The 13,608-nt window shown below is 62.2% G+C and carries 10 protein-coding genes; 9 read left to right on the top strand and 1 reads right to left on the bottom strand.

The window, feature by feature from the left end; translation table 11 throughout:
- The first annotated feature begins 156 nt into the window (after positions 1-156).
- The 5 genes from JL39_RS01285 (at position 157) to JL39_RS01305 (ending at position 5,845) form a co-directional block, all read left to right on the top strand.
- Entirely contained in the window at positions 157-1,173 is a 1,017-nt protein-coding gene (locus tag JL39_RS01285; protein WP_037145412.1) for an ABC transporter ATP-binding protein, read from the top strand.
- A gap of 23 nt (positions 1,174-1,196) precedes the next feature.
- Entirely contained in the window at positions 1,197-2,237 is a 1,041-nt protein-coding gene (locus tag JL39_RS01290) for an oligopeptide/dipeptide ABC transporter ATP-binding protein (RefSeq protein WP_244446825.1), read from the top strand.
- A gap of 56 nt (positions 2,238-2,293) precedes the next feature.
- On the top strand, positions 2,294-3,859 hold the full coding sequence (locus JL39_RS01295; RefSeq protein ID WP_081952639.1) for an ABC transporter substrate-binding protein: 1,566 nt from the start codon (positions 2,294-2,296) through the stop codon (positions 3,857-3,859).
- Positions 3,860-3,977: 118 nt separating this feature from the next.
- Positions 3,978-4,937 carry an ABC transporter permease gene (locus JL39_RS01300; protein WP_037145418.1) on the top strand — a complete coding sequence of 320 codons (960 nt, stop codon included), beginning with the start codon at positions 3,978-3,980 and terminating at the stop codon, positions 4,935-4,937.
- Positions 4,934-5,845 carry an ABC transporter permease gene (locus tag JL39_RS01305; protein WP_037145419.1) on the top strand — a complete coding sequence of 304 codons (912 nt, stop codon included), beginning with the start codon at positions 4,934-4,936 and terminating at the stop codon, positions 5,843-5,845. The genes JL39_RS01300 and JL39_RS01305 overlap by 4 nt, the downstream gene beginning before the upstream one ends.
- Before the next feature lie 81 nt (positions 5,846-5,926).
- Here the strand turns inward: JL39_RS01305 and JL39_RS01310 are convergent, their stop codons facing one another.
- Entirely contained in the window at positions 5,927-7,516 is a 1,590-nt protein-coding gene (locus JL39_RS01310) for an ABC transporter substrate-binding protein (protein WP_052182569.1), read from the bottom strand.
- 264 nt (positions 7,517-7,780) lie between these two features.
- Between JL39_RS01310 and JL39_RS01315 the strand changes: the two genes are divergently transcribed.
- The 4 genes from JL39_RS01315 to JL39_RS01330 all read left to right on the top strand — a co-directional run bounded on the left by JL39_RS01315 (position 7,781) and on the right by JL39_RS01330 (position 13,594).
- Positions 7,781-9,409 carry a GMC family oxidoreductase N-terminal domain-containing protein gene (locus JL39_RS01315; protein ID WP_037145421.1) on the top strand — a complete coding sequence of 543 codons (1,629 nt, stop codon included), beginning with the start codon at positions 7,781-7,783 and terminating at the stop codon, positions 9,407-9,409.
- 2 nt (positions 9,410-9,411) lie between these two features.
- Entirely contained in the window at positions 9,412-10,464 is a 1,053-nt protein-coding gene (locus JL39_RS01320) for an amidohydrolase family protein (protein ID WP_037146012.1), read from the top strand.
- Positions 10,465-10,466: 2 nt separating this feature from the next.
- The gene (locus JL39_RS01325) at positions 10,467-11,570 is read left to right on the top strand and encodes an amidohydrolase family protein (RefSeq protein WP_037145423.1); all 1,104 of its coding nucleotides are present in this window, start codon (positions 10,467-10,469) and stop codon (positions 11,568-11,570) included.
- Positions 11,571-12,238: 668 nt separating this feature from the next.
- Positions 12,239-13,594: an extracellular solute-binding protein gene (locus JL39_RS01330; RefSeq protein WP_037145425.1), complete on the top strand. Its 1,356-nt coding sequence runs from the start codon at positions 12,239-12,241 to the stop codon at positions 13,592-13,594.
- Positions 13,595-13,608: the final 14 nt, after the last annotated feature.

The raw sequence follows: 13,608 nt of genomic DNA on the forward strand, positions 1-13,608 counted from the left end.
CGTACTGTAGTGTATACATGACGAGGCTTTGGGAAGAGCCGGCCTGCGTATCAGGAACCCTGACGGGATCCTGGGCGCGATGGGAAAGAGCATAGCAGCCACCTGCATTTCACAAGTTGATCGCGGGCGGCGGGCCGATAGGGAGGATCAGGCCGTATGCAGCAGCTTGCCGAGTCGATGACGGCTGGCCAGGACGCGCTTCTGGATATCCAGAACCTGACCCTGTCACTGCGTGACCAGCAGGGTTGGGTCGAAGTTCTCAACAATATCTCGCTTTCGGTGAAGCCGAAGGAGATTCTCGGCGTGGTCGGTGAGAGCGGCTGCGGCAAGTCGATGACTGCGCTCTCTATCCTCCGGCTCTTGCCGCCGCGCGATTCCCGCCTGGGCGGCAAGATCATGTTCGGAGGCCAGGACCTCGTTTCCTGTCCGGAATCGCAGATGAATCGCATTCGCGGGCGGCACATCAGCATGATTTTCCAGGAGCCGATGAGCGCTCTCGATCCGGTATTCACCGTCGGCTACCAGATAGAAGAAACCCTTCGGCGGCACTTCAAGCTCGACCGTAGGGAGGCGGCGGAGCGCGCCGTCGCGGCGCTTGATTCGGTCGGCATCGCGTCGCCACGCCACGTCGCGACACTCTATCCGATGAACCTTTCGGGCGGCATGCGCCAGCGTGTGATGATCGCCATGGCACTGGTCTGCGAGCCGCGCCTGCTCATCGCCGACGAGCCGACCACAGCCCTCGACGTGACGATCCAGGCGCAGATCATGGACCTGCTTCTAGGCCTTGCCGACCGCACCGGCACCGCAATCATGTTCATCACCCACAATCTCGGGCTGGTCGCACAGAGTTGCCATCGGATGGTGACAATGTATGCAGGACAGGTTGTCGAGAGCGGTCCGGTGAAGGACGTCATCGCCTGTCCCCGCCACCCCTATACGGCCGGGCTTCTGCAATCGATACCTGACAGCAACCGCCCACGAGGCACCCTGCCTTCGATCGCCGGCCGTGTTCCTTCGCTGCGTCACATGCCGAAAGGTTGCCGTTTCGGACCGCGCTGCACCTTTTCCGCCCAGCCTTGCGGCCTCTCCCAGAGCATCGAAAACACCGGCCGAAGGGAAGTGCGCTGTAATCGTTGGGAAGAACTCGAATTGGAGAGGGTCGAAGCATGAACGAAGTCGTTTCGTCCGGCCAGATGGCTCTCAAGGCCGACAACCTGCATGTCAGCTTCGGCAACGCACGGCGCGGCTCTCTTATCCGCGCCGTCGATGGCGTCAGCTTCAGCGTGCGCAAGGGCGAGATTTTTGGCGTGATCGGCGAGTCGGGGTCCGGCAAATCGACGCTCGGGCGCTGTCTCGTCGGCCTGCTCAGCCCAAGCGGCGGCGGGGTGCGGCATGGCGATGTCGATCCGTTCAAGTTTTCCCGCCGCGAGCTCAACCGCCACCGGCGAAAGTACCAGATCGTTTCGCAGGATCCGAATGCGGCCTTCGATCCGCGCATGACCATCCTTCAGAGCATCTGCGAGCCCATGAACATCGCGGGCGAGGGGACGAAGGCTCAGCGGCGCGAAAAGGCGTTCGCGATGCTGGACCGGGTGTCGCTGTCACCGGAAATGGCCAATCGTTATCCGCATGAGATTTCCGGCGGCCAGAAGCAGCGTGCCAACATCGCGCGGGCGCTGATGCTCGATCCGACCGTGATCGTGTGCGACGAGGTGGTCGCGGCGCTCGACGTGTCGATCCAGGCCGACATGCTCAATCTCTTCTCCCGGCTGCAGGAGCAGCTCGGCCTCACCTATGTGTTCATCAGCCATGATCTGAGAGTGGTCAGCCACATCAGCGACCGCGTGGCGGTCATGTATTTCGGCAAGATCGTGGAATTCGGTCCTGCCCATGCCGTGATCGACACTCCGCTGCATCCCTATACGGAAGCACTGCGATCGGCAGAACCCGAGGTCAATCCCGCTGCAGCCGAAGCTCGGCAGAGAATCATCCTTCAGGGCGAGATACCGAGCGCGATCTCGCCGCCGAGCGGCTGCCGCTTTCATACACGCTGTCCGCGTGTGCGGGACATCTGTCGCACGCAGGAGCCCCAGCAGCGCGAGTTGCTGCCCGGACGCTATGTCGCATGCCATTTCGCCGAGGAGATGCTCGGGGAAAAGGAGGGGAGAGGTCTTGGTCCTGCGGGACGGAACGGCGCGGACCAAGGTGCTGCCGCCACGCAGATGCCGACATGATGGAATGCTGATGTAGTGGCCAAGCACGGCCGGTCATGGATGATGGAGGAGAAGACGTGACCACTAGTCTATTTGGAAAGATGCCGGATCTTACCCGCCGCTCGCTGCTGGCCGGAACAGCCGCCGCAGGCGGCCTGGCCCTTTTGCCGGCAATCGCGCGTGCTCAGGAAGCGCAGCCAAGGTCGGGCGGGACGCTCCGGGCCGTAATCCCGTTCAACCCCGCCGCGCTCGATCCGCTGACGGGCCGCAACAACCCCGATTTCAATACTCTTCTGATGATGTTCGACGCGCTGATCGGTTTCGATCCGCAAACGCTCGAACTTCAGCCGATGCTGGCGACGTCGTGGAAGTTCACGGATCCCACCACGCTGGTTCTGGAACTTCGCCAAGGCGTCGAGTTCCACGACGGCACACCGTTCAACGCCGAAGCGGTCGTCTTCCACCTCAAGCGCGGTATGGAATACGATCGTTCGAACGTGAAATCGGATCTTGCGGTCGTCAAGCAGGTCGAGGCCACCGGCCCGTACCAGGTTTCGATCGCGCTGAAGTATCCGGATGCTACCCTCCCCTCGGTCCTGACCGACCGCGCCGGTCTTGTCGTGTCGCCTGCTTCGGTCAAGGCCGCGGCTGACGGCAACGTCGACCGCGCGCCGGTCGGCACCGGACCGTTCAAGTTCGTGGAATGGCAGGACAACACGATCATCAAGGTTACGAAGAACTCGAACTATTGGGGAGACGCGCCTTATCTGGACGGGATCGATGTCCGCATCGTCAACGAGTTCAACACGGCTGTCCGCACGGTGACGGCAGGCGAGTCCGACATCGTCCTCAACATGAGCTCACAGCAGATGGCCGTGGCCAAGCGCGACCCTAACCTGGTCGCTGAAGCCACGCCGTCGATGATCTACTACACGGCCTTCCTGAACTATGGCCAAGGACCGCTGGCGGACGTACGCGTTCGTCAGGCAATGAACTGGGCGCTCGACCGGCCGGTGTTGAACAAGGTCCTCTGGGGCGGCCTGGGCGGCGGGCATTGCAGCATGTTCCCGTCGGGCTTCTGGGCCAATGATCCCGCGACTGAAAACTTCTATACGAAGGATCTCGACCGCGCGAAGTCTCTCCTGAAGGAAGCGGGTTTCGCAAACGGCATCCAGATCGACACGTTCACCTGGGCGGACCAGGCCGCAGTCCAGCGTCAGGAGGTTCTGAGTGCCCAGCTTGCCGAGGCAGGCATCCGGCTCAAGGTCACCCCGGCGCAGCCGGCGCAGACGATGCAGTATTTTCTGACGGAGAAAAAGGGTCACATGCTGCTGACCCCGACGGGCGGCCTTCCCGACCCGGCAACCGCCTACGATCGTCAGTTTTCCGCAACGGCCTACCGCAACGCGGCCAAGACCGAATTGCCGGGCTATCGTGAACTGATGGATGAGGCCATGAGCACGTTCGACAACGCGAAACGCCAGCAGGTTCTCTACAAGATGCAGCGTTTCGTACTGGAGAATGCACTTCACCTGCCGCAGTTCTCGTCCGCCGGCATCATCGTACGCACGCCGAAGGTACACGGCTTCAATTTCAGCCTGTTGCAGCGCCCGCGCTTCCACAAAGTATGGATGGAGGCGTGAACCTCGGCAATACGACATCCCCACGCGGTGGCCGCTTCGGGGTGTTGCGCGAAACCTGGACGGAGCGGGTTGCAGGCCCGCTCCGCATCGGCGTCAATTGCGGATCGACGGAGTGTAAATGATGGACGGTGTCCTCGGGATGGTTGCGCGAAGGCTGATGCAGCTTTTGCCCGTGATGATCGTGGCGACCTTCGTGGTGTTTTCCCTCGTCTATCTGATGCCGGGCGATCCGGCCGTCATGATTGCGGGCGATTACGCGACGGCCGAACGTATAGCGGAAATCCGCCACATCTACGGCTTCGACCGACCGATGCTCGTGCAGTATTTCGCCTGGCTGGGGAGTGTCTTGCAGGGCGATCTCGGCCACTCGCTCTTCTCTAACGAAGAGGTTCTGCGGCTGATCTTCGCGCGCTTGCCGCATACGATCCTGCTGGTTGTCTATGCGCTGGTCCTGGGCGCATTGATCGGCATCCCCCTCGGCATTCTCGCCGCCACGCGCCAGGGCACCACCCTCGACAAGATCATTACCAGCGTCGCCTCGCTCGGTGTCGCCGTTCCCAATTTCTGGCTCGGCATCATTCTGGTCACGCTGTTTTCGCTTGGTTATCGCTGGTTTCCCGCCACGGGTGCGGTTTCCTTCTTCGAAAAGCCGTTGGAAGCTCTCTACTATGCGACCCTTCCGGCGGTGGCGCTCTCGACCGGCGTCGTTGCGGTCCTGGCGAGACAGGTCCGCAGTGCGCTGCTCGAAGTGCTCGGCTCGCAATATATCCGCACCCTGCGCGCCAAGGGGCTTAGTTCGCGCTCGATCCTGTGGAAGCACGGGCTTCGAAACGTGTCGGCAACGATGCTGACCATTGCCGGCCTGCAGGTGAACCGGCTGTTTTCCAGCGCCGTCATCATCGAGGCGGTCTTCGCCGTGCCCGGTGTCGGCAATCTCATCAGCTATTCGGCACTTAACAAGGATTTCCCCGTCGTGCAGGGCGTGGCGCTCGTGCTCGTGCTGGTGGTGATCTTCACCAATCTTCTGGTCGATGTGCTGAACGCGACCTTCGATCCCAGAGTGGCGGCTTCGACATGACCGATACGAACATGACTGCGATCACTGAAAACCGTGCCGAACCGGCAACCCGGTCGACCCTTCCGCCCCCCAACCGCTTCCGCTTCTGGGCGTGGCTATGGTCCGACAAGCGCGCCCTGATAAGCCTTCTCTATCTCTCGCTTCTCGTGTTGGCAGCGATCTTCGCGCCGCTGGTAGCGCCCTATCCGCCCAACGAGCAGAACCTGATGGACCTCCTGATGCCGCCGAGCGCCGAACATTGGCTGGGCACGGACGACCTCGGCCGGGACACGCTGAGCCGACTGATGTACGGCTCCTACAACGCGCTCTACGCCGCAAGCCTTGCCGTCGGCATCGGGGTTGCGATCGGTGTTCCGCTCGGGGTTTTCATCGGCTTCGTCGGCGGCTGGATCGACGAGCTCGGCAGCCGCATCATCGACGGCGTCCTGGCTTTTCCGCCGATCGTGCTCGCCGTTGCGGTCACCGGCGCGCTCGGCATCGGTCTTACCAATGCGATGATCGCGGTCGGCTTCGCCTTCGCGCCAGTGCTGGCCCGGACGATGCGGGCGCAGACCCTGGTGGTGAAGAACGCGCTCTACGTGGAGGCGGCAACCGGCTTCGGCGCGTCGCGCCTGCACCTGATCCTCCGCCATATCCTGCCCAATGCGATCCAGCCTGTGATCGTCGAGATCACCCTGATGCTGGCGGTGGCGCTCCTGGCGGAAGCGGGCTTGAGCTTCCTCTCGCTCGGCGTCCAGCCGCCGGAGTCGAGCTGGGGCGGTATGTTGGCGCGTGCCTATCACTATGTGGAAGTGGCGCCGGCGCAGATGTATGCGCCGGGTTTCGCCATCCTGTTCACGGCGCTCGCGTTCAACACGCTCGGCGAGTCGATCCGCGTGCTTCTCGACCCGACGATCAAGCGGCGGTGAACGTTCTCGCTGAGGCCAGACACGAAACGGCCCGGCCTTGCGACCGGGCCATTACTGTTGCTGGCTGATGCCGCGTCGGGATCAGGCGTTCTGGTCAAGCCATACGCGGTGGAACCGCGGAGAATGCAGTCGGTCGTAGTGCCAGTCCTTGACCTTCTTGTTGCGGATCGACATGGCGGCCGACGTCACCAGCGGCAGGTGCAGCGCCTGCTCCACGACGAAGCGCTGCAGAGCGGCGAAGGCCGCCTTGCGCTCTCCGGCATCGGCCGAGGCGCCTGTCGCGTCCAAGAGTTTGCGGAACTGCGGATCTTCCACTTTGCCGGCGTTGAACTGACCGCTCGCACCGAACAGCCGCTCATAGGTCTGGCTCGGATCGAGCCAACCGCCCTGCGGATTGAGGATCATCGAACCCTTGCCCTCAATATAGAAGAACTGGTTCACCACCTGCGGGGGCGAGGGCGTGACCTTGAGGCGGATGCCGACCTGCGAAAGCTGGTTGCCGACCAGTTCGAGACGTTGGATTGACGTCTGGTCCGGCCAGCTCCAGGTTTCGACTTCGAGGCCGTTCGGATATCCGGCCTCCGCCAGCAGTTTGCGGGCCTTCTCCGGATCGTGCTGGTAGAAATTCGCCGTGCCGGCATCGACTGCCCAGAAATCCTTCGGGAACATGGTCGAGGTCGGCTCACCCAGGCCAAGCATCAGAACCTTGTTCAGTTCCTCCCGATTGATGGCGTAGTTCATCGCCTGCCGGACCCTGATGTCGTTGAGCGGCGGCTTGGCGAAGTTCATCATCAGCGTGAAGAAGATCATCGAAGGATTGGCCTCGGCGATCAGGTCCGGCATGCGGCGTGCGGTGGCGATCTGCTGCGCGGCCATGTTGAGCGCAAGGTCGGTCTCGCCGGCAGTCACCGTGCGGGCGGCGGTGTTCAGCTCGTTGATGATGCGGAAGTCGATGCCGTCGAGATAGGGCAGGCCCTTCTGCCAGTAGTCAGGGTTACGGGCGACCTTGATGAGCGTATTGTCCTGCCATTCAACGAACCTGAACGGTCCGGTGCCGACAGGATTGCGGTCGACATTGCCGTTGGCTGCAGCCTGGATGGAGGCGGGTGACACGATGCAGCCGACGCGCCCCGTCAGGATGGTCGGCAGCGAGTAGTTCGGCTGCTTGAGCTTTATCGTCACCTGGCCCGAGCCGGTGGCTGCCACTGATGCGACCGAAACCAGGTCCGACTTCACGTTGGAGCGCGGATCGTTCATCGAACGGTCGAGATTGAACTTCACGGCTTCGGCGGTGAACGGCGTTCCGTCGTGAAACTTCACACCGTCGACAAGGTTGAGCACCAGCGTTGTAGGATCGGTGAAGGTCCAGTCCTTCGCCAGCATCGGCTTGAGTTCGAGCGTGGCCGGATCGAACGCGATCAGCGCGTCGAATATCGCATATAGCGCATTGAAGTCGGGCACGTTGCGCCCGGTTATCGGGTCGAGTGCGGCCGGATTGAACGGCATCGCAATGCGCAGCGTGCCGCCCGGGCTGGGCTGCGACGCTTGAGCGAACGTCCGTCCGGGCAACAGCATCGCGCCGCCCAGCACCGCACTGGACGCAAGAAGCGTCCTTCGATTGATCCCGCTGCCGTTGATGATGGACGACCTTGCGTCCTGCTGCTTGCTCATCTCCTGGGCTCCTCCCCATGAAACAGATTGATGAAACAGATAGATGTCAGGCAGGCATGCGTGCATACATTATTGTCGCCTGGCCGGCTTCCTCCTCCGGCTGTGCAGCACCCTGCCGAGGGAAATCTACAGCAGGACCTTTCCTGTGTATACTTTTTGCGTGAGGTTTTGCCGCAAACAGCTTCCTTCCGACGGGGCCGTGTGCCATGATTATACGGGAGGCTGCGATGGCATTGCCGGTCGCAGGAAATGGAGGAGTGAAGCATGGGCGCGTTCGAGCGTTCCCGGACCTACGACTATATCATCGTGGGCGGCGGCACTGCAGGCTGCGTGCTCGCCAACCGCTTGTCGGCCGATCCGTCAGTCGAGGTGCTGATGATCGAGGGCGGCGGTGAGGGGCGTGGCTTCTATGTCGACATGCCGCTCGGTCTCGCCTTCCTGATCGGCAGGCCGCAATACGACTGGCTCTACAAGGGCGAGCCCGAGCCCTATCTCGATGGGCGCCGGATGCCCTTGCCGCGCGGCAAGATGCTCGGCGGCAGTTCCGCCATCAACGGCCTGATCTATGTGCGCGGCCATGCCTACGACTACAATCAGTGGGCACAACTCGGCAATCGCGGCTGGTCGTGGGAGAGCGTATTGCCATATTTCAAGCGTTCCGAAGCGTTCCATCACCCGGGTTCGGAGGCGCACGGCACCGAAGGAGAATGGTCGGTTTCCGATCCCAACGTGCGGTGGGAAGCCTTGGTCGCCTATCGCCAGGCGGCGATCGAGCAGGGTATTCCGGCCTCGGACGACTACAATTCCGGCGACAACGAAGGTGTCGCCTTCTTCGTCGCCACCATCAAGAATGGCGTGCGTCACCCCACCGCGCGGGCCTTTCTCCAACCGATCCGCCACCGCCGCAACCTGACCGTCGTCACCAACGCGCTTGTCGACCGCGTGACCTTCGACGGCAAGCGGGCGAGCGGCATCATCTTCAGCATCGATGGACAGAGCCAGGAGGCGAAGGCCGGGCGGGAAGTCATTTTGTCGGCGGGAGCCTATGGTTCTCCGGCCATACTCGAGCGATCGGGTGTCGGTGCGCCGGACGTGCTGTCAGACGCCGGCATCGAGGTGCTGCACGGCCTGCCGGGCGTCGGCGAAAATCTGCAGGACCACTGGCATATCCGGGTGCAGCATCGCCTCCACAACACTCATACGCTCAATACCCGTGGCGGGACGCGCCTCGGCCGGATGCTGCTCGGCATGCAGTATCTTGCGACAAAGAGGGGACCGCTCGGCGGTTCGCCGACGCTGCTCGGCGCCTTCATCAAGACTTCGCCGGATGCGCCTGCTCCCGACATCCAGATCCACGTTTCCGGTTCCACGTCGCCGAGTTTCGGCGGCGCGATGCATCCGTTTCCGGGTATCACCTCTTCGGTATGCATCCTCAGGCCCGAGAGTCGTGGCCATTGCCATGTCGCGGATAGGTATCCTTCGGTCCAGCCGCGCATCCTGCATAATTTCCTCAAGGAGGAGGCGGATCGGGAGATTGCCATACGCTCGGTCGAGGCGGTCCGGCGCATCGTCGCCAGCTCGGCCATGGATCGTTTCGAGCCGGAAGAAATCCTGCCGACTGCTGCTGTGCAGTCGCGCGACGAACTGCTCGACTATGCGCGCCGGACCGTCAACACCACCTTCCACCCCGTTGGCACCTGCAAGATGGGCCGCGACCGTATGGCGGTGGTGGATGACCGGTTGCGGGTCCACGGTCCCTCCGGCCTGCGCGTCGTCGATGCCTCGATCATGCCCACCATTGTATCAGGCAATACCCAGGCCCCGACCGTCATGATTGCCGAGAAGGCGGCGGATTTCATCCGGGAAGAAAGAACGGGAGTGCAGGCAGCATGAACATGTCCAGAATAGAAACTGCCGGCGCGATCGACTGCGACGTACATCCTCCGACGCCGCGCCGCGCGGACCTGCTTCCCTATCTCGACGACTATTGGACAGAGATTGTCACATCGCGCGAAGTCGACGTGCTGGAGCTGATGGGCTATCCGGAGCGCACCCGCCCCTATATGCGGCCCGGCTGGGAGTGGACCGACGATCCCCTCACGCAGATGCAGAAGAACCTGCTCGATCCGCTCGGCCTCGAATGCGCCATCCTCAACGTCGTATCGGGTGCGCATGCGCTCTTCGATCCCTATCTTGCGGCCGCGATCTGCCGTGCCACCAACGACTGGCTCGCCGACAAGTGGCTCGACCGTGATCACCGGCTGAGGGCATCCATGCTGGTGCCGTTCCAGAATGTCGAAGCCGCTGTCGAGGAGATCGAGCGCAGGGCCGGCGACAGGCGCTTCGTGCAGATCCTGACGCTTGCCATGACCGAGCTTCCGCTCGGCCGCCGCACCTACTGGCCGATCTACGAGGCGGCTGAAAGGCACGGGCTTCCGATCGGCATTCACGCGGGCTCGAATTTCCGCCATGCGCCGAGCCACAGCGGCTTCCATTCCTTCCTGATCGAGGACCACGTCGTGCAGCCGCAGGGCTTTTCGACCCAGGTCGCGAGCCTGATTGCCGAAGGGGTCTTCACCAAATATCCGAACCTGAAGACGGTGCTGATCGAATCCGGTGTCACCTGGATGCCGGCCCTGATGTGGCGTATGGGCAAGGATTGGCGCGGCACGCGCATCGAGGTGCCGTGGGTCAAGGATGCTCCCGGCGATATTATCCGCCGGCATGTCCGTATGACATCGCAGCCTTTTGACGGGCCGGACGATATCGGGGACGTGGCCAAATCGCTCGACCATCTGTTGAGCGATGATATGCTGCTGTTTTCCTCGGACTACCCGCACTGGCATTACGAAGGAATGGACGTGTTGCCGGAGGGCCTGCCGGAAGCGAAGCTGAACAAAATTCTCCGCGACAACGTTCTTGCTACATATCCGAGGCTTGGAGATTGATCATGGAAACTCCCGTACTCCAACGAGCCGAAGACAAGGCACAGGCGCTTGGCGTGGTGGACTGCGACGTGCATCCGGCCTTTTCCCGGCCGGATCAACTCACCGACTATCTACCCGAACGTTGGAAGACCCATATACGCGATTATGCCGTTCGCTCGGCAAACCCGCTCTACGGCACGCTGCCCTATCCGCGCATGACGCCGGGAAACGGCATGCGCCGGGATTCCTGGCCACCGAACGGCGGTCCGCCGGCTTCCGACCTCGCCTTCCTGCAGGAGCAGCTGCTCGACCAGTGCAATATCGACTACGGCATCCTGCAGCCGCTCGCCGCCGGCAGCATGGCCTTCAACCAGGAACTCGGCGCGGCGCTATGTGCAGCCTTGAACGACTGGCAGATCGACAAGTGGGCGGGGCCGGAGCCGCGCCTGAAAGCCTCCATCTGCATCGCCCAGGAAGATGCGAAGGAAGCCGTCGCCGAGATCGACCGGCGCGTCACCGACCGCCGCTTCGCGCAGATCGCCATGCCGCCGCGCACGATGGAGCCATGCGGGCGCCGCCGCTACTGGCCTATCTATGAGGCGGCCGAGCATTACGGCCTGCCGATCGGGCTCCATACCAGCGCCTTCGGTTACCGCCCGAACACACCGTCCGGCTGGACCTCCTTCTATCTGGAGGAGCACTATGCGGCTTCCAACAGCCTTCAGACCGTGCTGACCAGCATGATCCTCGAAGGGGTGTTCGAACAGTTCCCGAAGCTGAAGATCGTGCTCGTCGAAGGCGGCTTCTCCTGGCTGCCGTCGCTCGTCTGGCGTCTCGACCGCGAATGGAAGCGCATGAAGAGCGAGGTGCCGCATGTGAAGCGCAAGCCGTCGGAATATGTGCGCGAGAATTTCTGGTACACGACGCAGCCGATCGAGGAGCCAGAAAACAACCGGCATCTTCTCGACATCCTGCGCTGGATCGGTGTGGATCGGCTGATGTTCTCGACAGACTATCCGCACTGGGATTTCGATGATCCGCGCTATGCCTTCAAAGTGCCGCTGACGCCGGCAGAACGTTCCGCCATTTTCCGCGACAACGCCGTGAAGCTGTTTGGTCTTCAATGAGCACCATGCAGAATACGATCCGGGGCAAAGCACCCCATGCCGCGCGCTGACGATGCCGGAGCCGCCGAACCGCAACATGTCCTTCTTCAGGCTTTTGCGGGGACGCATCCGGCAGGGAAAAAAGAAATCCTCCTCTGATTTCAAGAGGAAGGTTCCTTGAACAGCTCTGCTTCGTCCACGTCCGGTTTCCGGCATTTATCCTGACGGTGTCATCGGGCAGGGGGCCGGGTCGCGAACCGGTTCATCCACGGGGAGAATCCGGCGTCCGGTGATGGTCGTTTCAGGGCAGGGGACGCGCCGTCAGGGCGCCAACCGCCGGAAGACGAGGTTTCAATCCCGGAAACCGCGTCTCCGGAAAAGCCAAAGCGATCGGGCAGGCGGACAAGCCTGACATCAATACCACCTGATACCGACTGCCTGCCCATCCCACATGGATCAGGCCGCTGCGGAGTTTTCCTCCGCAGCGGGCATTCGTGCTGCGTGCAGATGGAGACAGCACAACTCCCCGAAGGAAATTTTGCACACGCGTACATTTTGTCATCCGGGTGTTATGAGGCGCCTCTAAACCGGCCTCGTTGTGACGATCTTCAGCGCTTCTTCAGACCCAGGGACGACCGGTCGCTTGGGGCCTGGGGAGGCAGCCAATTCACTCTTCGGGGAGTTAACCGATGACTGTTCTTCCGATCCTGAAATCCGCCACGCTCGCAGCCGTGCTGCTTGCTTCGACCGCTGTTTTCGCATCCGCCAGGGATGTCACCATCAAGGTATGGGCCGGTGGCACCGGGCCGACCGCCGACTACCGCATCGACAATATAAAAATGGCTGCCGATCTGATGCAGCGTGAGGCTGCCGTACGCGGCGAAGAGCTGAAGATCACCGTCGAGGGCCAGACATGGGCCGGCTGGGACGACTTCAAGCAGGCGGTGACACTGGCCGCCGAATCCAAGACCGCGCCGAACATCATCGTTTCCGGCCACGAGGACATCGGCACCTGGTCGAAATCCGGTCTGCTGCGTCCGGTCGAAGACTATGTCGATCTCGAAGCCTGGCCACTCAGCCAGATCTATCCGAACCTGCTGGAGGTTGCGACTTTCGACGGCCGCCTGTGGGGCATCCCGCAGGACGCCGAGGCTCGCCCCTTCTTCTTCTCAAAGCCGCATCTGAAGGCGATCGGCTACACGGACGGACAGATCGAGGCCCTGCCGGCCAAGGTCGAGAGCGGCGAGTACACGCTCTACACCATGCTCGACGACGTGAAGAAAATGCAGGACCAGGGCGTCGTGGAAAAGGGCAAGGGCTTCATGCCGCGCCCGAGCAACGGTACCGACTACTGGCAGTTCTACCAGAGCTTCGGCGGCGAAATGACCGACAAGGACAGCGGCAAGCTGTTGCTCGACCGGCAGGCGCTGACGGACATGTACCAGTTCTTCGTCGATGCCGTCGAAAAGGGCGTCGTGCCCTCGACCTATCTCGGCATGGCCTGGGACACCTGGCACGACGCCGTTGCCCACGACAAGGCGGGCGCCTGGCACGGCGGCACCTGGCACAAGGCGGAATGGGAAAGCAAGTGGGGCCTGAAGGACTTTTTCGGCCAGATCCAGTATAGCCTGATCCCCGCCGGCAACGAGCGCGGCCATGCCAATTCCGTCACTCATCCGCTCGTCTATCTGCTGTCGACTGCCGGAACGGACGACGATGCCGCGATTTCGGCCGAGCTGATCTCCATCGCCTCGGAGCCGCGCTTGAACGCTCTGCATGCAGTGAAATCCGGTCACCTCGCCATCGGCGAAGCGGAAGCCTCCGTGCCGCTCTACGCTAACGATCGTTGGGCGACGCTTGCCACCAAGGACTTGCTGCCGCACACGAATTCCATCCCGAACGATCCCGATTTCGGCCTCTACTGGAAGGCGATGTACAAGGGGCTCGAGGCCTCTTGGACGAAGACCTCCTCCGTCGCCGACGCGGTCAAGGCCGTCGAGACGGAAGTCCGCAACGCCCTCGGCGACAAGATCGTCATCCGCTAACCCGTCACCAGCCG

Source organism: Rhizobium sp. YS-1r, from assembly GCF_000757525.1.
Classification (GTDB): domain Bacteria; phylum Pseudomonadota; class Alphaproteobacteria; order Rhizobiales; family Rhizobiaceae; genus Neorhizobium; species Neorhizobium petrolearium.